23 protein-coding genes and 1 tRNA gene are annotated in these 18,746 nt (G+C 65.4%); 7 read left to right on the top strand and 17 right to left on the bottom strand.

Going from position 1 to position 18,746, the window contains the following annotated elements:
• The coding region (locus IC66_RS0134290) for a Crp/Fnr family transcriptional regulator (RefSeq protein ID WP_157158138.1) at window positions 1–756 on the bottom strand (756 nt) is incomplete at its 3' end.
• A gap of 19 nt (window positions 757–775) precedes the next feature.
• A complete protein-coding gene (locus tag IC66_RS0134285; RefSeq protein ID WP_038950680.1) occupies window positions 776–964 on the bottom strand; it encodes a hypothetical protein in 189 nt (62 codons plus the stop codon).
• Between the two features lie 316 nt (window positions 965–1,280).
• On the opposite strand from IC66_RS0134285, the gene IC66_RS0134275 reads away from it, so the two are divergent.
• The 3 genes from IC66_RS0134275 (at window position 1,281) to IC66_RS49280 (ending at window position 1,773) form a co-directional block, all read left to right on the top strand.
• Window positions 1,281–1,355, top strand: a tRNA-Thr gene (locus IC66_RS0134275).
• 76 nt (window positions 1,356–1,431) lie between these two features.
• Window positions 1,432–1,659, top strand: coding sequence for a Rid family hydrolase (locus IC66_RS0134270; protein ID WP_349643742.1), 228 nt, complete (start codon window positions 1,432–1,434; stop codon window positions 1,657–1,659).
• Window positions 1,660–1,773 (top strand): RidA family protein, encoded by a 114-nt coding sequence (locus IC66_RS49280; protein WP_390887108.1) that lies wholly within the window; start codon window positions 1,660–1,662, stop codon window positions 1,771–1,773. It abuts the gene before it with no gap.
• A gap of 997 nt (window positions 1,774–2,770) precedes the next feature.
• Here IC66_RS49280 and IC66_RS0134260 read toward each other — a convergent pair.
• From IC66_RS0134260 to IC66_RS0134250, 3 genes are all read right to left on the bottom strand, one after another.
• Complete coding sequence (locus tag IC66_RS0134260; RefSeq protein WP_038950679.1) at window positions 2,771–3,247, bottom strand: cyclic nucleotide-binding domain-containing protein; 477 nt, start codon at window positions 3,245–3,247, stop codon at window positions 2,771–2,773.
• A gap of 181 nt (window positions 3,248–3,428) precedes the next feature.
• Complete coding sequence (locus tag IC66_RS0134255) at window positions 3,429–4,067, bottom strand: ferric reductase-like transmembrane domain-containing protein (RefSeq protein WP_038950678.1); 639 nt, start codon at window positions 4,065–4,067, stop codon at window positions 3,429–3,431.
• Between the two features lie 12 nt (window positions 4,068–4,079).
• The gene (locus IC66_RS0134250; RefSeq protein ID WP_038950677.1) at window positions 4,080–4,568 is read right to left on the bottom strand and encodes a twin-arginine translocation pathway signal; all 489 of its coding nucleotides are present in this window, start codon (window positions 4,566–4,568) and stop codon (window positions 4,080–4,082) included.
• 423 nt (window positions 4,569–4,991) lie between these two features.
• On the opposite strand from IC66_RS0134250, the gene IC66_RS0134245 reads away from it, so the two are divergent.
• Complete coding sequence (locus IC66_RS0134245) at window positions 4,992–5,999, top strand: LLM class flavin-dependent oxidoreductase (protein ID WP_038950676.1); 1,008 nt, start codon at window positions 4,992–4,994, stop codon at window positions 5,997–5,999.
• A gap of 86 nt (window positions 6,000–6,085) precedes the next feature.
• Here the strand turns inward: IC66_RS0134245 and IC66_RS0134240 are convergent, their stop codons facing one another.
• The 6 genes from IC66_RS0134240 to IC66_RS0134215 are packed head-to-tail and all read right to left on the bottom strand — an operon-like array spanning window position 6,086 to window position 10,683.
• Complete coding sequence (locus tag IC66_RS0134240) at window positions 6,086–6,961, bottom strand: amidohydrolase family protein (protein ID WP_038950675.1); 876 nt, start codon at window positions 6,959–6,961, stop codon at window positions 6,086–6,088.
• A gap of 11 nt (window positions 6,962–6,972) precedes the next feature.
• Window positions 6,973–7,359: a RidA family protein gene (locus IC66_RS0134235; protein WP_038950673.1), complete on the bottom strand. Its 387-nt coding sequence runs from the start codon at window positions 7,357–7,359 to the stop codon at window positions 6,973–6,975.
• A 25-nt stretch (window positions 7,360–7,384) separates the two neighbouring features.
• Complete coding sequence (hpaH, locus tag IC66_RS0134230; RefSeq protein ID WP_038950672.1) at window positions 7,385–8,188, bottom strand: 2-oxo-hept-4-ene-1,7-dioate hydratase; 804 nt, start codon at window positions 8,186–8,188, stop codon at window positions 7,385–7,387.
• Window positions 8,189–8,191: 3 nt separating this feature from the next.
• Complete coding sequence (locus IC66_RS0134225; protein WP_028140753.1) at window positions 8,192–9,052, bottom strand: fumarylacetoacetate hydrolase family protein; 861 nt, start codon at window positions 9,050–9,052, stop codon at window positions 8,192–8,194.
• Between the two features lie 44 nt (window positions 9,053–9,096).
• Window positions 9,097–9,714, bottom strand: a complete 618-nt coding sequence (locus tag IC66_RS0134220) for a flavin reductase family protein (RefSeq protein ID WP_028140754.1) — start codon at window positions 9,712–9,714, stop codon at window positions 9,097–9,099.
• 3 nt (window positions 9,715–9,717) lie between these two features.
• Window positions 9,718–10,683 carry a Bug family tripartite tricarboxylate transporter substrate binding protein gene (locus IC66_RS0134215; protein ID WP_038950671.1) on the bottom strand — a complete coding sequence of 322 codons (966 nt, stop codon included), beginning with the start codon at window positions 10,681–10,683 and terminating at the stop codon, window positions 9,718–9,720.
• A 127-nt stretch (window positions 10,684–10,810) separates the two neighbouring features.
• Between IC66_RS0134215 and IC66_RS0134210 the strand changes: the two genes are divergently transcribed.
• The 3 genes from IC66_RS0134210 to IC66_RS0134200 all read left to right on the top strand — a co-directional run bounded on the left by IC66_RS0134210 (window position 10,811) and on the right by IC66_RS0134200 (window position 14,070).
• Window positions 10,811–11,602, top strand: a complete 792-nt coding sequence (locus tag IC66_RS0134210; protein WP_028140756.1) for an IclR family transcriptional regulator — start codon at window positions 10,811–10,813, stop codon at window positions 11,600–11,602.
• A 385-nt stretch (window positions 11,603–11,987) separates the two neighbouring features.
• On the top strand, window positions 11,988–13,283 hold the full coding sequence (locus IC66_RS0134205) for an O-acetylhomoserine aminocarboxypropyltransferase (protein ID WP_038950670.1): 1,296 nt from the start codon (window positions 11,988–11,990) through the stop codon (window positions 13,281–13,283).
• Window positions 13,284–13,287: 4 nt separating this feature from the next.
• Window positions 13,288–14,070, top strand: a complete 783-nt coding sequence (locus IC66_RS0134200; RefSeq protein WP_028140758.1) for an alpha/beta fold hydrolase — start codon at window positions 13,288–13,290, stop codon at window positions 14,068–14,070.
• 125 nt (window positions 14,071–14,195) lie between these two features.
• Here IC66_RS0134200 and IC66_RS0134195 read toward each other — a convergent pair whose 3' ends face one another.
• The 6 genes from IC66_RS0134195 to IC66_RS0134170 all read right to left on the bottom strand — a co-directional run.
• Entirely contained in the window at window positions 14,196–15,149 is a 954-nt protein-coding gene (locus IC66_RS0134195; protein ID WP_028140759.1) for an aliphatic sulfonate ABC transporter substrate-binding protein, read from the bottom strand.
• 22 nt (window positions 15,150–15,171) lie between these two features.
• The gene (locus IC66_RS0134190) at window positions 15,172–15,393 is read right to left on the bottom strand and encodes a hypothetical protein (protein WP_028140760.1); all 222 of its coding nucleotides are present in this window, start codon (window positions 15,391–15,393) and stop codon (window positions 15,172–15,174) included.
• A 555-nt stretch (window positions 15,394–15,948) separates the two neighbouring features.
• The gene (locus tag IC66_RS0134185) at window positions 15,949–16,560 is read right to left on the bottom strand and encodes a pyridoxamine 5'-phosphate oxidase family protein (protein WP_038950669.1); all 612 of its coding nucleotides are present in this window, start codon (window positions 16,558–16,560) and stop codon (window positions 15,949–15,951) included.
• Window positions 16,547–17,179, bottom strand: a complete 633-nt coding sequence (phnN, locus tag IC66_RS0134180) for a phosphonate metabolism protein/1,5-bisphosphokinase (PRPP-forming) PhnN (protein WP_028140762.1) — start codon at window positions 17,177–17,179, stop codon at window positions 16,547–16,549. Before phnN ends, IC66_RS0134185 begins: the two co-directional genes overlap by 14 nt.
• Window positions 17,176–18,333: an alpha-D-ribose 1-methylphosphonate 5-triphosphate diphosphatase gene (locus IC66_RS0134175; protein WP_028140763.1), complete on the bottom strand. Its 1,158-nt coding sequence runs from the start codon at window positions 18,331–18,333 to the stop codon at window positions 17,176–17,178. The genes phnN and IC66_RS0134175 overlap by 4 nt, the downstream gene beginning before the upstream one ends.
• 11 nt (window positions 18,334–18,344) lie before the next feature.
• The coding region (locus tag IC66_RS0134170; protein WP_038950668.1) for an ATP-binding cassette domain-containing protein at window positions 18,345–18,746 on the bottom strand (402 nt) is incomplete at its 5' end.

The raw sequence follows: 18,746 nt of genomic DNA, 5'->3' as shown, positions 1-18,746 counted from the left end.
CGGTCCGCAGCCGACGACCGCAACGTCGTAGATGCGGCCGTCCTTGGCCCCGCCGATCATGCCGATGGCGCGAGCAAGCTCGGTCTCGCTGGGGTTGCGCAGCACCGCGCCGCTCGCGGCGACGACCAGCGGCCAGTCTTCGGGTTTCGGCGAATAACGCGCGATCAATTCGCCCGCGTCGGGATCCCGATCGGGATCGAGCAGATGATGCGGCTGACCGTTGCGGGTGAGAAACCCCTGCAACCGCACCACGCCGGCGGAGTTCGACGGCCCGATCAGCACCGGACCGCCGATGCCGCCCTGGATCAGATTGACCCGGCGCAGGATCAGCGCGCGCATGATGCGCTCGCCAAGCTCGGCCTCGGCGACCAGCAGCGCGCGCAGCCGCTCCGGCGGCAACAGCAGCGTCTCGACATCGCCCTCGGCGCGGCCGTCGACCAGCGCCGGCTGTCCGGAGAGCTGGCTGAGCTCGGCCAGAAATTGCCCAGGCCCCTGGTCGATGACGGGAGTGACGTGACCGAGGCCATCGCGCTGGGTGATGGCGACATGGCCCTTCAGCACCACGAACATGCCGGGCCCGGGCTTGCCGGTCTCGAACAGGAACTCGCCGTCCGCGTAGCTGCGGGCCTCGCCGAAATGCCTGACACGCTCGATCTCGGCCGGCGTCAGCGTCGGAAAGGTCTGCTCGGGGCGGGTGAAGCGCGACATCAGCGCCTCGTCACCGGTTGGTTGCTGCCCGTTCTGCCCCATCGTCATTCTCGCTCATTCCAAATTCTTAGGTGCCGGCTTTGCCGGCGGTCCCCTCATTTAGGGAACCATCGTCATTCTGCGAGGGGTCGGTGCTTGCGGCGCGTTCGCGCGCCTGCAGCTTCCGCCGCTTCAGGTTTTCGCGCAGCGCCGATTTCAAGCGGTCGTCGCGGGACGTCCTCGCCTGGTTCGTGCTCTTGTCGGTCTCGTCGGCCATCACGGATCCATCACAACGGTCGGCGGCAGGATGCCACCGAATGGCGACAGCTCAAGAGGCCGGCGCGATCCATTCGTGCGAAACGCGAAATGGATCGAATCCGAGGCCTGGGGCAACTGGCCAGTTGGCGGGGGATATCGGAGCCCGAATCGCCGGAAAGTCGGTGGTTTCGCGCCGAAACGGGCATTTTGCCCCTGATATCGGCCCGATTTTCTCGGTTTGACGGGCCGAGCAAGCTTGCACAGGAGGGGGGCTTGTGGCAGATATCGGCCCGCTTGGTAGCGCCCCTCGGGCGCCCGATTCTTCACCAGCACATGCTGCCGTAGCTCAGTGGTAGAGCACTCCATTGGTAATGGAGAGGTCGACAGTTCAATCCTGTCTGGCAGCACCATTTTTCCCCATTGAAGCGAGCCCTCCACTTGGCAGCCCCATTTGGCAGCGAGCCCGCAACACCCACGGATGCGATCGTGATCACACGTTCCCTGCCCTATGAAGGACTGCTCCACGAAATCGTCGAGCATAATGGCGTGCTTTATCTCGGCGGCATCGTCCCTGAAAATGCGGGGCTCGATATGGCGGGCCAGGCCGACGATGTGCTGAAGACTCTGCTCGATGGGGCCGGCTCCGATCTCTCCTGCGTTCTGCAGGTGACGATCTTTATGGCTGATCTCGCCGACAAGGCGGCGTTCAATTAGGTGTGGAAGCGCTATTTCATTGCCGACAATCTGCCAGCGCGTGCGGCCATTGGCGTTGCGGATCTCGGCCCGCGCGTCAGGCTGGAGCTGACGGCGATCGCCGCCCGCCGCTGACTGGAGCGACACGGGCGAGGCGAGATCCCTCCGTCATTCCAGTGTTCACACATCAAGCAACGTTCTCGCGGCGCGAAGCGTCCGAGTTTTGCTGTATTCCTTGACCCTCTTCCTTGAAGAGGGCGCAGGGAAGACCGGGTGCCGGCTGGCACCCATGACCCGCTGCGCGAAGAATTTGCACACGCAAATGCGCAGGCGGACAACAGGTGGGCCGGAAAACACCCGGCCTTCCCTGCGCGATGGGTTGACGGCTTATGCCTGCTCTCCCCGGAGCCGAGTTCCTTCTGGCCTCCGTCACCTCGCGAAAACCGACGCACCGCGTCCGGTTGGCCGATGCATCTTCGCGAAAGCTTGGCTGTAGCAACGACAGCCAGGACCACATGGTTTAGCCGTACGCAGCAGCGCCGTTCGTCACACGGAGAAGGACCTCACGAGGTTCACCCGCCCTGGTCCCGCCTTCCCGTGCCCGACGCAGCCGCGTCCACCGCACCCCAGTCCACGTTCGTTGTGACGTACGATCGCCCTCTCCTTCGGGCCGGGATGGCGGGAATATGCCGCGAATCCGAATTTCGGTAAAGTGAAATATTTTTGCAAGGAGGGCTTGACGGGGTCTGGGGTGTTTTGCCCGACGGGTCGCGATTGGGCCGCGCAGGTAAGGTTAATCCTTCCTTTCGATTGTCGGTAAAGTTTTATCTATTATCGTCTTGCCGTGGATGATGAACCGGGGGCTCCGATAGTGTTTGCGTGTTGCCTGATCGTGACTGGGATTGCGTTGCTTCTCTCCGGCATCGTTGCCTTCGGCTTTCATAGAAACTCGCTGCACGCGATGGCGTTGCTGTAACCGGATCAGGGCGCCCGGCTCGCAGGATGGGTGTCGACTTGTCCTCCGTGGCTCAATGAGCGAAGGCGGAAGCGAAACCCACCAAGTCCTTTCGAGGCGGTGACGAAACATGATGGGTTTCGCAAGGGCTCTACCCATCCTACGCACTACGCACTATCAATTGTCGTTACCCGCAGCACGCCTCGCAAACCGATCATCTGCCCGACGCAGCCGTCGACACAGTTCGCGGTTGATGTTCTGCAGCACGATCACATAGGCGTGGATGTCGGCCTTGTAGCAGGCGTAGAGATTTTGGGCGGTCAGTTCGTACAGCACCGTCGGTGCCTCCGCGACAACCGTTGCCGAGCGATTTTGCATTTCGATCAGCGTCATCTCGCCGAAGAAGTCGCCGCGCTCCAGCACGGAAATCGGGATGACGCTCCCCGCATTCGTCCGTTTGCTCACCGCGAGCCGGCCGGATTTGACGATGAACAGCGAGCGGCCCAGCTCGCCCTCCGCCACGACGGTTGCGCCCGCGTCGAAGCGGCGCTCGACCAGCATCGACATCAGCAGGTCGAGACCTGGCTCCGGAAGGCCGCCGAAGAACGGCGTCGCGAGCAGGAACGCTTCCAGATCGGGGGCCGTGACAACCATTGCGCTAAGATACGCCCCGCCGCTATCTGCGGCAAGCAGAGCGGCGTGTTCCGTCATTGCGAGTCTAGCGAAGCAATCCAGAATCGGTCCGCAGCGACAGTCTGGATTGCTTGGTCGCATCGGCGCAAAATTGCTTCGCAATTTGTCGCGAGCTCCTCGCAATGCCTCGCAAATCCGCCGCTCACTGCCGCGCAGCGCTCTCCCCGCGCAGTTCCCTTCGCTTTCGCCACACCTGCAGGTCGATCATGGCTTTGATCGTCGCCGCGAGGACGGCCGCGCACAGCACGGCCTTCGAGATCGTCTCCATCGTTCCCTCGATCAGGAGGCAATGGACCACGCTGCCCGCGACGATGACGATCGCGAGGGGAATATGAATGATGCGCCAGGTGCGCGGTCGCAGCTCCAACCGCCGGCGCAGGGACGCCAGCAGCGCAACGATGAAGATGGCCCACATCGCGGTCACGCCAAAGGGCGAGAATGGCGTCGGCGATGAGAAGGTGAGAGCGTCGATCATGTCGGGCGGACTGGTGATCCAGAGGCCGGCGACGTGGATCAGCACCGCGAAGGCCAGCGCGCCGCCGATCCAGTGATGCGCGCGCCGTCCGCGATAGGCCGACAGCGGCGCCAGATATCCCCCGATCAGCAGCGGCTGAACCAGCACGAGACCGAGTGCGATGATCCCGGCGAAGCCGGCGAGGATATAGACCGGCCCGCGCCATGCGAGCTGCTCGCTTGTCGCAGCGGCAGCGATCGGCACGCCGATGGCCAGGGCGAGGGCAACCCAGATCAGGATCGCCCGGGCCGATCTCCACCCCGTCATTCGCTGGCCCGATCAGGCCGGCTGCAGGACGAAGTGCGCCTCGAGGCTGGTGTCCTTGGCGCTGCGCATCACCGGCCGCAGAAAGACGGTTTTGAATTCGCCGCTGTCATAGGCGAGGTGACCATGCGGCTGGCCGAAGATCGGAATGATCTGCGGCATCTCGAGCCGGAACTTGCCGTCCTTGTCGGTGAGCGTGGCGCCGTGGCTCTGCGGCTCGTGCTCCTGGCCTTCGGTCGTGTGCGCCCAGATCTGGATACGCTGCCCCGCGAGCGGAGCGCCGTCGCCGGCGCGGCGCACGGTGCCGCTCATCCAGAAACCACCCTTGCCGATCCGATCCACGATCGCCGCGCCCTTGCGGTAGTTGTTGGCGCCGCCCGACATCGTTTCCGTCGGCGCGAGGCCTGCCGCACGGGCCGGCAGCAGGAGGCCGGAAGCGCCGGCCGCCAGAACGGAGCCACCGGCGACGAGGAGATTGCGGCGATTGAATACGACCGTGGTCATGTCAGTTCCTCCGGGCGGTCGGCGCGATCGCGCGCCGTGCGATGATTTCTCGTGCCCCGGACGCGGTGCAGCACGCAGTGATGAGCTGCAGAGCCGGGCCTAGCCAGATCGGTTCCGGCTCTGCGGAGCAGCGTTTCACGCTGCACCGCGTCCGGGACACGCGACTACCGGGCAATGGCTGCGCAAAACATACAACACCAGGCCAGAAACGCCCAGTTGCGGCGAAGGGCGCAACGGGTCGCAATAACAGTGTTGTGAACGAGCGCGCGGCCGCTCGAACAGCTTCGCAGAATGGTTCAAGCGGAGCGAAACCCATCTGGCTCGTTCGACGGCGAAGGATGTTGGGTTTCGCAAGTGCTCTACCCTTCCTGCCCACGGACACTACATGTGGTGGCACAGTTTCTTCCCACCGGTACCCTTCCCATGATCCCCTTCTCCGTGCTCGACCTCGCGCCGATTTGCCAGGGCGGCGACGCCGCGCAGGCGTTCCGCAACTCGCTGGATCTCGCCCGGCACGCGGAAGGCTGGGGCTTCAAGCGGTTCTGGCTCGCCGAGCATCACAACATGACGGGCATCGCGAGCGCGGCGACGTCGGTGGTGATCGGGCATATCGCGGGCGGCACCAGGACGATCCGCGTCGGCTCCGGCGGCGTCATGCTGCCGAACCATTCGCCGCTGGTCATCGCCGAGCAGTTCGGCACGCTGGAATCGCTCTATCCCGGGCGGATCGACCTCGGGCTCGGGCGCGCGCCGGGCACCGACCAGTTCACCGCGCGGGCGATGCGGCGCGACCTTGCCGCCGCGTCCGAGAATTTTCCGCATGACGTGCTGGAGTTGCAGGCGCTGCTTGGCGATGTGCAGCCGAACCAGGCGATCCGTGCCGTGCCCGGCATGGGGACCAAGGTGCCGCTGTGGATTTTGGGATCGAGCACGTTTGGCGCGCAGCTTGCCGCAATGCTCGGGCTGCCGTTCGCCTTCGCCTCGCATTTCGCGCCGCAGATGATGATGCCGGCGCTGCGCGAATATCGCGCGCGCTTCGAGCCGTCAGCGCAGCTCGACAAGCCCTATGCGATGGTCGGCGTCAACGTGTTCGCGGCCGATAGCGACGCGGAGGCGCAGCGGATGTTCTCCTCGCTGCAGCAGCAGTTCATCAATTTGCGCCGCGGCACGCCCGGCCCGCTGCCGCCGCCTGTGGACGACATGGATGCGCTGTGGTCGCCGGCGGAAAAGGCCATGGTCGGCCAATCGCTGTCCTGCTCCGCGGTCGGCTCGCCTGATGTGGTCGAAGCGAAGCTGAAGGCGCTGATCACTGATACCGGCGCGGACGAGCTGATCACCACCGGGCAGATCTACGACCACACCGCGCGGCTGCGCTCGTTCGAGATCGCGGCGCAGGTGCGCGATCGGCTGGCGCAACAGCCGGCGGCGTGAGCGCGATCGAGCGCCCCCGCCAGAAGTGCGCCCTCTCCCGCCGGCGGGGGAGGGAGTGCACCGCGTTTGTGGCGACAACTCGAATTCTAATCCGGAAAGCCGAACAGCATTGCCGGATTGTGGACGAGAATCTTCTCCAGCTCCGTCTGGTCGGGCGCGTAGCGGTACATCAGCTCGAGCAGATCGGCGTCGTTGGGCGGCTGCTTCACGGAGACCGGGTGCGGCCAGTCGCTGGCCCAGACGCAGCGGTCGACGGCGGCCTCGATATAGGCGCGCGCGATCGGGATCACGTCGTCGTAAGGAGCGCCGGCTTTCGAGGTCTTCTCGCCGAGTGACAGCATGACCCAGAAATTGCCCTTCTCGAGCAGCTCCAGCATCTTGCGCAAATTCGGATCGTTCCTGCCGGCCTCGGGATCAGGGCGCGCCATGTGATCGATCAGCACGGGGACGTCGAGATTCTCGTATTTGGCGACGCTCGACATGATGCCGTCCTTCTCCGGCTGGATCTTGACGTACCAGCCGAGCTCGCGAATGCGGGCAATGGCGCGGGCGAAATCAGCATCCGAGAGCACGGCGCCGAGCTCCTGGCGGAAGCTGAAGCGCGCGCCGCGCACGCCGGCGTCATGCAGCCTGGCGAGATAGGCGTCGTTCGCCTCCGCGAACACCAGCGCGTTGGCGCAGCCGCGATAGTTCGGACCCATCGCTTTGAGCCCGTCGAGCACGACGGCGTGGTCGGCGCCGTAGGTCGTGGTCTGCACGATGATGCCGCGCTCGATGCCGAGCGTCTTGTGCACGCGCAGCGCAGCCTCCCAGGTCGCAGTCGGCATCCGATAGGCCGCACCGGGGCGCTCCGGATATTTGTCGATGGGCCCCAGCACATGAAACTGGCTGTCGACGGTCTTTGGCGGCGGGGCCTTGACCGGGCGGCGCGGATTGGGATCGAACGGCAAATAGGTCGGCATGCGATGCTCCTTCAGTCGATCACGGCGGTGAAGTCGCACTGCACCAGCGCGCCGCCGTCCATATTGTCCATCGGCAGCGCGTGACGTGCCGGGCGGGAATGCTCGTCCGGAAACATCTTGAGCCATTCGACATTGACGGGACCGCGCTGCGTGCGGTCCTTCAGCCACACCGTCATCTTGATGATGTCGTCGGTGCTGCCGCCGGCGGCTTCCACGATCGCCTTCATATGCGCGAACATGTTGGCGCATTGGGCATCCAGGCTCTCGGGCATCGCGTTGGTCGCGGGATCGCGGCCGAGGATGACGCCGGACATCACGAGATTGCCGATACGGCAGGCGTTCGGAATCGGATTGACGTGCTTGAAGCCGCCGATGTGGATGCTCTTGCGCCGTGTCATGCTGCGCTCCCTTTTGCTTACTGCTTCAGACGAACTGGCACGACACCGAGCCGAACGGACCGTAATCGGCATGGAAGGTGTCGCCGCGGCGGATGTCGACAGGGCGCGTGAACGAGCCCGCCAGCACGACTTCGCCGGCCTTGAGATGCTCGTCATGCGGCGCGAGGCGGTTGGCGAGCCAGGCGATGCCGTTGGCGGGGTGATTGAGCACGCCGGCAGCAAGCCCGGTTTCCTCGACCTCGCCGTTGCGGAACAGAAGCGCGCCGATCCAGCGCAGATCCGCATCGAGCGGGCGGAACGGCCGGCCGCCGAGCACCAGCGCCGCATTCGCCGCGTTGTCCGAGATCGTGTCCATGACCTTTCGCGTCTTGCCGGTCTCGGGATCGACGCGGTGCATGCGCGTTTCAAGAATCTCCAGCGCCGGCGTGACGTAGTCGGTGGCGTTGAGCACGTCGAAGATGGTGCAGTCGGGACCGCGCAGCGGCGCCTTCAGCACGAAGGCGAGCTCGACCTCGATCCGCGGCGCGTGGAAGCGATCGAACGGAATCGGCGTGGCGTCGGCATAGAACATGTCGGCGAACAGCACGCCGTAATCCGGCTCGCTGATGCCGACCGCATTCTGCATCGCCTTCGAGGTCAGGCCGATCTTGTGGCCCTTGATGACCCGGCCGCGGCCGAGCTGGAGTTTTGTCCAGCTGCGCTGGACGGCGTAGGCATCCTCGATGCTGAAGTCGGGATAGTCCTTCGTGAACATCGGGATCAGCGTCTTGGTGCGCTCCGCTTCATCCAGGCGCGCGGCAAGCCGTTCGATCGTGGCGGCGTCGAGCATGGTTTACTGCTCCGCCGCGACGGTGTTGCGCAGCATGCCGATGCGGCTGGACTCGACCTCGACGACGTCGCCAACCTTCAGCCAGCGCGGCGGATCGAAGCGAACGCCTGCCCCCGTCGGCGTGCCGGTCACGATCATGTCGCCGGGCTTCAGCGTCGCGAAGGTCGAGAGATAGGAGATCAGATAATCGAACGGGAACATCAGCCGCTCGGTGGTGTCCTGCTGCCGCACCTCGCCATTGACGCGCGTGGTGATGTCATGCGGGCCGCGCGGGTCGAGTTCGTCCGACGTGACGATCCACGGGCCGATGCTGCCGGAGCGGTCGAAATTCTTGCCTTGCGTGACGTTGAACTTGCCGTGCCGCAGCCAGTCGCGAATCGTGCCCTCGTTGCACAGCGTCATGCCGAAGATGTGCCCCCACGCCTTCTCGCGCGGGATATGACGACCGCCCTGCCCGATCACGATGACGAGCTCGCCTTCATAGTCGAGCTGATCCGAAACCTTGGGCTTCTCGAGCGGCTGGCCGGAGCCTGATATCGACGACATGCTGCGCACGAACAGGCTCGGATATTTGGGCAGGTCCGAATTGTCTTTATATTCCGCATTGCGCTCGGCGTAGTTGACGCCGATGCACCAGAGCTTTTCCGGCGCCAGCACCGGCGGCAGCAGGACGAGATCGTCGAGCGCATAGTCCGGCGTCGCGCCCGCGATCGCTTCCTGCGCATCGGACAGCGCGTTGGCCGCGATCAGCGCCTTCACGTCGGAGAAGTCGCGGCCGATCCGCCTGGTCAGATCGATCACGCCGTCAGCGACGGCCGCGCCGTAGCGCGGCTCTCCGTCCACGAGATAGCTCAGGAGTCGCATGGTCGTTCTCCAATTTGTGTCGGGCAGCGCGGCTGGCGGCGCGCTCAGTCTTTCGATTTGGGCGTCTGAAATACGGTGTTCAGCGTCACGATCTCGCCGAGGCGGGCGTAACGGGGACCGCCGATGCGCGCGATCGGGTCGAGCGCCTTGGTCTCGACCTTGCCGTCGTTCACGAGGCCGTCGCGCAAATGGAACATCACGACCTCACCGACGATCAGCCGGCTCTTGGCCTCGCCGAACTCGAGACACTGCCGGAAGCGGCATTCCATCGCCGCCGGCGCGGCGGCAAGCCGCGGCACCTTGATGCGCTCGCTCGGAATCGTCTCCAGGCCGAGATGCTCGACCTCACTGATTTCAGGCGGATGCTCGACCGATGAGTCGTGCACCGCCGACATCAGCGGCGTATCGGCGATGTGGATGACGTATTCCTCGGTGTCGAGAATGTTGTGCGCGGTGTCCTTGTAGTCGGCGCCCTTGCGGCCGACGCTGATGGCGAGCATCGGCGGCTTCTGCGAGACGAAGGTGAAGGCGCTGAACGGCGCGAGGTTGAGCACGCCCGTGGCTGACAGACTGGTCACCCAGGCGATCGGACGCGGCACCACGATGCCGGTCATCAGGCGGTAGATGCGCTCGGCGCCGAGCTCGGTGGGATCGATCCGCATCGATCAATCCGCCCTGATGTTGGCCTTGCGCACCACCGGAATCCACTTGGCGTCCTCGCGCTCGAGGTAGGCCTTGAACTCGTCCGGCGTCATCGGCGTGGCTTCGCCGCCGAGCTTTTCGAATTTGTCGACTACGGCAGGGTCCTTCAGGATCGCGACCAGCGTCTCGTGCAGCTTGTCGATGACGGGCGCCGGCGTGCCTGATGGAGCGAACAGGCCCGTAAACGTCTGGCCGTCAAAGTCCTTGTAGCCGAGCTCGGCGAAGGTCGGCACGTCGGGCAGCGATTTCAGCCGGTGCGGGCTGGTGACGGCGAGCGCGCGAAACAGGCCGGCCTTGATGTGCTGGAGGCTGACCGTAAGCTGGTCAAAGGCGAACTGCACCTGGCCGCCGAGCAGATCGTTGATCGCCGGCGCATTGCCGCGGTAATGCGCGGTGACCCATTGCAGCTCGAGGTTCGACTGCATCAGCTCGCTGAGCAGATGGTTGGTGGTGCCGGGGCCGGGCGAGGCCATGGTCAACTTGCCGGGCTCGCGCTTGGCGAGATCGAGGAATTCCTTCAGCGTCGTCGCCTGCACCGACGGATGCACCTCGAGCACCAGCGGTGTCATCGAGATGGTCGAGATCGGCATGAAGTCCTTTTTCCAATTATAGGCTTCGCGCTTGTTAATCTCGGTTGCGAACAGCACCGGGCCGTTGGCGCCGACGAACAGCGTGTAGCCGTCGGGCGCGGATTTCGCGAACGCCTCGCCCGCGATCATGCCGCCGGCGCCGGCCTTGTTCTCGATGATGAAGGGCTGGCCGAGCTTTTCCTGAAGCTTGTCGGCGACGATGCGCGCGGCGCTGTCGACATTGCCGCCGGCCGGATAAGGCACGATCAGCTTGACGCTGCGGGCCGGCCATTGCTGGCCCGACGCGGGCCCTGCCAGCATCGCGGTGGCGGCAGCTATGGCAATCCAGATTAATCTCATGTTAACCTCCCGGCAGCGCTTCCAATTCCATGTCGCGTGCGGCGATGCGCACGGCAGCTCGATCGGGGCGCAATCTCCAGATGCGCGCTTGTCCTGTCGAGTGAATTGTGGCGTTCTTGTCCATATTATGGACAAGACGCGAATCGCCCGCAACGCGATATCACCGCGGCAGGGCGCGCAGGCGATCCGGCGCGCCCTCGCCGTGCTACGCATTCTTGCCGCGGGTCGCGAGGACGGTGTGCCATTGGCCGAGGTGATCCGGGCGACCGGTCTCACCCGTCCGACCGTGCATCGCATCATCCATGTGCTGATCGAGGAAGGCATCGTCGAGCGACACGAGCGGACCGGCCGCTACGCGATCGGCAACCAGGTGCCGGAGCTGGCGCTGGCACGGCCGCGGCCGTCGCGGCTGCTGATCGCCGCCAATCCATCGCTGCAACGTGCTTCCACCGAAATCGGCGACACGATGTTCCTGACGGTGCGCACCGGCAACGACACGCTGTGCGTCGATCGCAGGATCGGAATCTATCCGATCCAGGTGCTGTCGATCGAGGTCGGCGCGCGCCGGCCGCTCGGCGTCTCCAGTGCCGGCGTCGCCATCCTCGCCGCGATGCCGGCGCCGGAGGCGCGAAAGATCGTCGCAGCGAACGAGAAGCGGTTCGAGGCTTACAAGACCGATGTGGCGACGGTCCTCGGCGAGGTCACCGCCGCGCGACGGCTCGGATACGGCCTGAGGGAAATCGGCCTCGTGCAGGGCACGAAATCGATCTCGACCTGGATCAAGACCCCGGATGGGCGACCGGCCGCCGCCATCACCGTTTCCGCCGTTCGAACGAGGCTCGGCCCCCGCCGCGAGCAGGAGGTCGCGGAGATCTTGTTACGGGAGGCGCGGAGTATCGAGCAGGCGATCGGGGGTTGAAGCGCGGACGGCGCCGTTTCACCTCGCCCCGCTCGCGGCAGGGCTATCGCATATGGATTTCACGAGGACCGCGGGCTTGCTCCGCCTCTCCCGCTTGCGGGAGAGGCCGACGCGCTCGCAGAGCGCGGCGGGTGAGGGTTCTCACCACTTGGGGACATCCTCCGCAATTCTCAACAATCCCAATGCGGAGGCAGCCCCCACCCCAGCCCTCCCCCGCAAGCGGGAGAGGGAGCCGACTGCCAATGCCGCCGCATCGTGCACACCATATACGATAGCCCAGCCGCAAGCGGGGCGAGGGGGCGCACCTTCTCTGCGAATGGGCTGACTTCGCGCGCATTTTTATGGCACAACGCCCCCTCCGCCGACCGACCAACGAGGCCCCCGCATGCCCGCGCCAAAACCGCCTGCCTTCGAGACCCTGAGCCTGCATGCGGGCCAGCATCCGGATCCCGTGACCGGAGCCCGCGCGGTCCCGATCTACCAGACCACGTCCTACGTGTTCCAGGATTCCGACCACGCCGCCGCACTGTTCAATCTGGAGCGCGCCGGCCACATCTATACGCGCATCTCCAATCCGACCACGGGCGTGCTGGAGGAGCGGCTGGCGGCGCTGGAGGGCGGCGTCGGCGCGATCTGCACTGCGAGCGGCATGGCCGCGCTGCATCTGGCGATCGCGACGCTGCTGAGCGCCAGCGATCACATCGTGGCGTCGAGCTCGCTCTATGGCGGCACCATCAACCTGCTGGCACACACGCTGCCGCGCTTCGGCATCACCACCACTTTCGTGAAGCCGCGCGATCTCGATGCGTTCCGCGCGGCAATCAGGCCCAACACCAAGCTCGTGATCGGCGAGACCATCGGCAATCCCGGGCTGGAAGTACTCGACATTCCCAAGGTCGCTCAGATCGCCCATGACGCAAAAATTCCGCTGCTGATCGACAACACCTTTGCCACGCCCTATCTCAGCCGGCCCATCGAGCTCGGGGCCGACATCGTCATGCATTCGGCGACCAAATGGATCGGCGGCCACGGCATCGCGATCGGCGGCGCCATCGTCGACGGCGGCCGCTTCGACTGGCGCGCATCGGGCAAGTTCGGCGTGCTGACCGAGCCCTATGGCGGCTATCACGGCATCGTCTTCGACGAGCAGTTCGGCACCGCCGCCTTCATCATGCGTGCGCGCACCGAAGGCTTGCGCGATTTCGGAGCCTGCCTGTCGCCGACCAACGCGTTCCAGCTTCTGCAGGGCGTCGAGACGCTGGGCGTGCGCATGGACCGTCACATGCAGAACACGCACCTCGTGCTGGAGGCCCTGAAGTCCAACAAGGCCGTCGACTGGGTGCTGCATCCCTCGCTGGAGACGCACACGGACTATCAGCTAGCCAAGCAACTGCTGCCGCGCGGTGCCGGCTCGATCATCTCCTTCGGCATCAAGGGCGGGCGGCCCGCCGGGCGCAAGTTCATCGAAAGCCTGCGCATGATCAGCCATCTCGCCAATGTCGGCGACGCCAAGACGCTGGTGATCCACCCAGCCTCGACCACCCATCAGCAGATGGATGCCGAGCAACTCAAGGCCGCTGGTATCGGCGAGGAACTGGTGCGGCTCTCGGTCGGCATCGAGACCGCCGGCGACATCATCGACGATCTCGCGCAGGCGCTGCGCATCTCGCAGAAGGTCTGACACCATGAAGCTCTCCGTCAACGGCCTTGATGTGTTTGCCGCAACCGGCGGCCGCGAATTCGACAAGTCGCTGCCCGCGGTCGTCTTCATCCACGGCGCCGGCTTCGACCATTCGACCTGGGCGCTGCATACGCGCTGGTTCGCCCATCACGGTTTTTCCGTGCTGGCGTCGGACCTTCCCGGCCACGGCCGCTCTAGCGGGCCTTCGCTCGGCAGCATCGCCGAGATGGCCGACTGGACCGCGGCGCTGCTCGATGCGGCGGGAGCTGCGAAGGCGCATCTGATCGGCCATTCCATGGGATCGCTGATCTCGCTGGAGACGGCGGCCCGTCACCCCGACAAGGTTTCCGCGCTGAGCCTGATCGGCACCGCCGCGACCATGACGGTCGGCCCGGATTTGTTGAAGGCCGCCGAGGCCAACTCGCAGGACGCCAACGACATGGTCTCGATCTGGGGCCTCGGATTCAACGCCGAGCTCGGCGGCAGTCTCGCGCCGGGCCTGTGGATGCATGGCGGCGCGCAGGCGGTGCTGAAGTCTTGCGAGCCGGGCGTGCTGTTCAGGGATCTGTCGGCCTGCAATGCCTACGCGAATGCGCTGACCGCTGCCGCGAGTGTGAAGGTGCCGACGACATTGATTCTCGGCGAACGCGACATGATGACGCCGGCGAAGGCGGGCAAGACGCTTGCGGCCGCCATCCCGCATGCGAAGACCGTCGTTGTGCCGGGCGCCGGCCACATGATCATGGCCGAGCGCCCGGATGAATTGCTGGCGGCGCTGAGGGGCTGAGAGTTCGGCCGCAAGAACTTCCACGGCGTCATGGCCGGGCTTGTCCCGGCCATCCACGATCTTTCTTGCAACACAAAGAACGTGGATGCCCGGGACAAGCCCGGGCATGACGCCGTCGCGTTATCTCAGGACCCCGGCGTCCACTTCCAGACGATGTCGGAGACGTTGACCGGCTTCGGGATCAGGCCGAGCTTTGCAAAGCGGTCGGCGACGGCCTGCTGGGTCTTGATCACCTCGGCGTCGAGCGGCACCACGCTGTAAGTCGATCGATTGACGAAGCGGCGGACGGCCTCGATGTCGACACCGGTCGCCTCGGACTGCGCCTTCGCGACCTCCTCGTGATGTGAGTTCGCCCAGGCGCCTTCCGAGGCGAAGGTGGTGTTGAGCCGGGCGACCAGCGACGGATATTTCTCGACGAAATCCGTGTTGGCGATGTAGTAGGCGTTCGGCCTGTGCACGTCCTTGTCGAACGCGATCACCCGCGCGCCCTCCTTCAGTTCGGCGAGCGCCAGATACGGATCCCAGATCGACCAGGCGTCGACCGAGCCCTTGACGAAAGCCGCGGTCGCATCAGCCGGCGCGAGCGGCGCCGGCGTGATATCAGACCAGGACAGCCCGGCCTTGTCGAGCGATGCGACCAGCAGATTGTGCGCGCTCGATCCCTTGCCGAAGGCGACGCGCTTGCCCTTGAGGTCGGCGAGCGTCTTGATCGGTGAATCCTTCGGCACGATGATCGCCTGATTGTCGCCTTCGGACTTCACAGCCGCGACGTAGCGGATCCTGGCGCCGCCCGCTTGCGCGAAAATCGGCGGCGTATCGCCGACGAAGCCGAAATCGACGCTACCGACATTGATGGCCTCCAGCAGCGGCGGACCGAACTGGAAGTCGACCCATTTGACCTCGATGCCGAGCGGCCTGAAGGCGTTTTCGAGTGTCTGACGCTGGCGCACGGCCGGGAAGAAGCCACCCTTCTGCGTGCCGATCCGGATCTCCGCGGGCTTGTCCTCGGCGTGCGCGGACACATTGAATGCGGTCGCGACGAGCAGCGCTGCGGTCAGAAAATGGCGTCGTGCAATCATGTTGCGTTCCTTTGCGTTGGATTCAGTTGGCGAAGAACGGAGAATTCGCGCGCCGGCTCCGCTCGGAGAGCACCGCGCGGGCCGCGCGCTCGGCCTCTCGCGCCGAGCGGAACTGACGGCCTTCGAGACTGTCAAACAGGCGCTCGGAGGAGAAGAAGCGGAAGCCGCGGGCATCCCTCGTGACGATGCCGGCGGCACGGTCGTGGATCTCGATGATGTAGGCGTTGGACTGGGCCTGAGACATGACTGCTCGTTCGCCGGAATTCCGGCGCTCCTGACTTGCAAATTTGCGGTGTGGATGTTGCTAGGACGAGGTCAGCAACAACAACAGGCGCCCGTCGCAGCCGAGAAACAGCGCCGCGTCATGCACGCATGCATGTCATTGGAAGTGCGCGGGCGATCGGTTCTCATGGTGCGGCGTGGACTCGAGGAGCAGTTTCGATGCCGCAAATATCCGGCGATTGCCGCGATTGGTCAATGAAATGGCTATCCATATTTGCGGGCCGCGCGCGGGGGTGCTTCTCCCACAGGAAGCGCTTGCAGGCGGATTCATCTTGCGCGGCAAGGATCGCCGCGGCGATATGCCGGGCTCTTGTAGGGTGGGCAAAGCGACTTGTCCGCCGTAGCTCGAAGAGCGAAGGCGGAAGCGTGCCCACGATCTGTCGCGATGTTGGACAGGAGGTGGGCACGGCGCAAGCGCGCCTTTGCCCACCCTACGATACTGAACTTGCGGAGAGAACCCCTCACCCCGCCCTCTCCCCGCAAGAGCGGGGCCAGGGAGACAAGAGAGCGCGGAACGTCACCACATCGTCGCGGCGGCGCGCTCCGGCCAGATGCGATCGTACTCCGCGCCGCCGACCTGGTTGTCGCTCATCTCGGCGAGGATCTGGCCCGGCGTCGGCAGCGTCTTCGGATCGATACGCTTGTCGGGATTCCAGAGGTCGGAGCGGACGATGGCGCGGGCGCACTGGAAGTAGATTTCGTCCACCTTCATCACCATGACGCTGCGCGGCGCCTTGCCTTCCACCTTGAACGAGGCCAGCAGCTCGGGATCGATGGATAGATGTGCGCGACCGTTGGCACGAACCGCATTGCCGGAGCCGGGGATCAGGAACATCAACGACACCCTGGGATCGCGCACGATGTTGCGCAAGGAGTCGACACGATTGTTGCCGCGGCGATCCGGCAGCATCAGCGTCTTGGGATCATGGATACGGACGAAGCCGGGCAAATCACCACGCGGCGAGCAGTCGATGCCCTCGGGGCCGATGGTGGCAAGCGCGGCGAACGGCGCCTTCTCGATGAAGACGCGGTAGAGCGGGGTGACGTGGTCGGCGACTTTCACGGTCGAGGCGTCGTTGGTGGCGCCGTAGATGGCCTCCAGCTGTTCGATCGTTTCAATCACCGACATTCCGTCCTCCTTGCTGTACTGGCTGATCGTGCCAGCCTTCGTTCCTGATCACGCGCACGAGCTGGCGGGCGTGATACTCGGCGCTACCGGCATTGAGGATGGTGACATCCGCCTGCGCCGACCTGTCGTCGACGCTGCGAGTGAGGCGCTCGGCGATATTGCCGTCGCTCTGTCGCGCGCGCGCGGCCAGCCGCGCGGCCAGCACATCCGGCGGCGCCGTGATCGCGACCACCACGACGTCGGCGTAGGTCTGGCGCAGCGCGCCGATCACCGTGCGCGAGACATTGGCGACGACCGTGCGGCCGGCGCGGATATCCTCGTTGATGGCGAGCGGCAGCGCATAGGAATGCCCGTGCGCGTCCCAATGCACGGCGAAATCGCCATGCTCGCACGCGCGGCGGAATTGGTCGAAGCCGAGCGCGACATTGTCTTCGTCGGCGGAGGATTCACGCGTCACGATTCGGCGCGGGAAGACAATGTCGTGATCGTCAACGCAGGCCGCCTGCGCGAGCCGCAGCAGCGTGTCCTTGCCGGCGCCGCTGGGACCGACCACGAGCACGAGCCGGCCGGGACCGATCGCGCCCGCGTCGTCCTGCGCCATGGCCGGGATCTCGCTCATGCGACGCGGCTTCCTTCGCGCCAGACGCTGCGGACGACGGGAACACTGCCGGCAACATGCACGCGAATGAGGTCGGCGCGCTTGCCGATCGCGACCTCGCCGCGGTCGGTGAGGCCCACCGCTTCCGCGGGCGCCTTCGTCACGGTGCGGATCGCCGCGGGAAGGCCGATGGCGGGCACATGCTCGGGCAATTGCAGCGCGCCCATCAGGAGGCTCGACGGAATGTAGTCCGACGACAGGATATCGAGCAGGCCCTCGCGGGCGAGATCGACCGCGGCGATGTTGCCGGAATGCGATCCGCCGCGCACGACGTTCGGCGCGCCCATCAGGATGTCGATGCCGGCCTCGTGCAAGCCGCGCGCGGCCTCGAGCGTGGTCGGGAATTCCGCCACCGACACGCGGTCGCGCACGGCATCCGCGACGTTCTCCTCGGTGGTGTCGTCGTGGCTCGCGAGCGGGATCTGGTACTGATGCGCCAGCGACACGATCTCGCGCATATTGGTGGCGGCATAGAGCTTTTGATATTCGAAGCGCTTTGCGAACAGTTCGTCGAGCTCGGCATCGGTCTTGCCGCCGCCCTTGCCGCGGTAATAGTCACGCAGCTTGACCTCGTCGCGGAACTGACGCTGACCGGGGGTGTGGTCCATCAGCGACATCAGCTTGACGTCGGGACGGTCGATCAGCTCCCTGGCCTCCTCGACCACGCTCGGCATCGGGATTTCGCAGCGCAGATGCAGGAAGTGGTCGGCGCGCAGCAGGCTGGCGTCGCGCGCGGTCGTGATCGCGGCGGCGAGCACGCCGGCCCGGCCGTCCACTTCCTCGGCGCCGTCCTCGCGCCAGACCCGAAGCGAATCGAACACGGTGGTGATGCCCGAAGTCGCGAGTTGGCCGTCGTAGGAGATGACGGCGGCAACCGGATTCCAGAACACCTTTGGCCGCGGCACGTAATGGGCTTCGAGATGGTCGGTGTGCAGCTCGATCAGCCCCGGCATGATCAAATCGCCGCCGGCATCCTCGGCGCCCGCAGGCGCAGTCCCATCGCCGATCTCGGCAATGCGCCCGTCGGCAAGAGCGAGCCAGCCCTGCTCGATCACCCGGTCGGCCAGCACGATCCTGGCGTTGGCGATCACAATGTCCTTCGGCTTGGCGTTCATTTCCATGTCCCTCAGGCCGCGGCGGCGAAGCTGGTGACGTCGACGATGCGGTCGGCAATCAGATGACGGATTTCGTCGTCATGGACAATGGCGACCATGGCGACGCCCTGGCGTTTCTTCTCGGCGACCAGCTCGACCACGACGGCGCGGTTGGCGGCATCGAGCGAGGCGGTCGGCTCGTCCAGCAGCAGGATCGGCAGGTCCGAGATGAAGCCGCGCGCGATGTTGACGCGCTGCTGCTCGCCGCCGGAGAAGGTCGCGGGCGGAAGCTGCCAGAGGCGCTCGGGGATGTTGAGGCGGTGCAGCAGCTCGCCGGCGCGGGCCTGCGCCTCAGTGCGGGCCATGCCGTTGACGATCAGCGGTTCGGCGACGACGTGGATGGTGGCCACGCGCGGCACCGCGCGCAGGAACTG

This window comes from Bradyrhizobium genomosp. III (assembly GCF_000261705.1).
Classification (GTDB): Bacteria; Pseudomonadota; Alphaproteobacteria; order Rhizobiales; family Xanthobacteraceae; genus Bradyrhizobium; species Bradyrhizobium ottawaense.
The sequence above is the reverse complement of the archived record's forward strand: the minus strand, read 5'-3'. Positions and strand labels throughout refer to the sequence as shown.

What these genes read in the sequence shown, in the direction of transcription:
- IC66_RS0134285 (WP_038950680.1), bottom strand. Translation starts at nt 964, where the DNA reads ATGGCCGACGAGACCGACAAGAGCACGAACCAGGCGAGGACGTCCCGC.
- IC66_RS0134260 (WP_038950679.1), bottom strand. Translation starts at nt 3,247, where the DNA reads ATGGTTGTCACGGCCCCCGATCTGGAAGCGTTCCTGCTCGCGACGCCG.
- IC66_RS0134255 (WP_038950678.1), bottom strand. Translation starts at nt 4,067, where the DNA reads ATGACGGGGTGGAGATCGGCCCGGGCGATCCTGATCTGGGTTGCCCTC.
- IC66_RS0134250 (WP_038950677.1), bottom strand. Translation starts at nt 4,568, where the DNA reads ATGACCACGGTCGTATTCAATCGCCGCAATCTCCTCGTCGCCGGTGGC.
- IC66_RS0134245 (WP_038950676.1), top strand. Translation starts at nt 4,992, where the DNA reads ATGATCCCCTTCTCCGTGCTCGACCTCGCGCCGATTTGCCAGGGCGGC.
- IC66_RS0134240 (WP_038950675.1), bottom strand. Translation starts at nt 6,961, where the DNA reads ATGCCGACCTATTTGCCGTTCGATCCCAATCCGCGCCGCCCGGTCAAG.
- IC66_RS0134235 (WP_038950673.1), bottom strand. Translation starts at nt 7,359, where the DNA reads ATGACACGGCGCAAGAGCATCCACATCGGCGGCTTCAAGCACGTCAAT.
- hpaH (WP_038950672.1), bottom strand. Translation starts at nt 8,188, where the DNA reads ATGCTCGACGCCGCCACGATCGAACGGCTTGCCGCGCGCCTGGATGAA.
- IC66_RS0134225 (WP_028140753.1), bottom strand. Translation starts at nt 9,052, where the DNA reads ATGCGACTCCTGAGCTATCTCGTGGACGGAGAGCCGCGCTACGGCGCG.
- IC66_RS0134220 (WP_028140754.1), bottom strand. Translation starts at nt 9,714, where the DNA reads ATGCGGATCGATCCCACCGAGCTCGGCGCCGAGCGCATCTACCGCCTG.
- IC66_RS0134215 (WP_038950671.1), bottom strand. Translation starts at nt 10,683, where the DNA reads ATGAGATTAATCTGGATTGCCATAGCTGCCGCCACCGCGATGCTGGCA.
- IC66_RS0134210 (WP_028140756.1), top strand. Translation starts at nt 10,811, where the DNA reads ATGGACAAGACGCGAATCGCCCGCAACGCGATATCACCGCGGCAGGGC.
- IC66_RS0134205 (WP_038950670.1), top strand. Translation starts at nt 11,988, where the DNA reads ATGCCCGCGCCAAAACCGCCTGCCTTCGAGACCCTGAGCCTGCATGCG.
- IC66_RS0134200 (WP_028140758.1), top strand. Translation starts at nt 13,288, where the DNA reads ATGAAGCTCTCCGTCAACGGCCTTGATGTGTTTGCCGCAACCGGCGGC.
- IC66_RS0134195 (WP_028140759.1), bottom strand. Translation starts at nt 15,149, where the DNA reads ATGATTGCACGACGCCATTTTCTGACCGCAGCGCTGCTCGTCGCGACC.
- IC66_RS0134190 (WP_028140760.1), bottom strand. Translation starts at nt 15,393, where the DNA reads ATGTCTCAGGCCCAGTCCAACGCCTACATCATCGAGATCCACGACCGT.
- IC66_RS0134185 (WP_038950669.1), bottom strand. Translation starts at nt 16,560, where the DNA reads ATGTCGGTGATTGAAACGATCGAACAGCTGGAGGCCATCTACGGCGCC.
- phnN (WP_028140762.1), bottom strand. Translation starts at nt 17,179, where the DNA reads ATGAGCGAGATCCCGGCCATGGCGCAGGACGACGCGGGCGCGATCGGT.
- IC66_RS0134175 (WP_028140763.1), bottom strand. Translation starts at nt 18,333, where the DNA reads ATGAACGCCAAGCCGAAGGACATTGTGATCGCCAACGCCAGGATCGTG.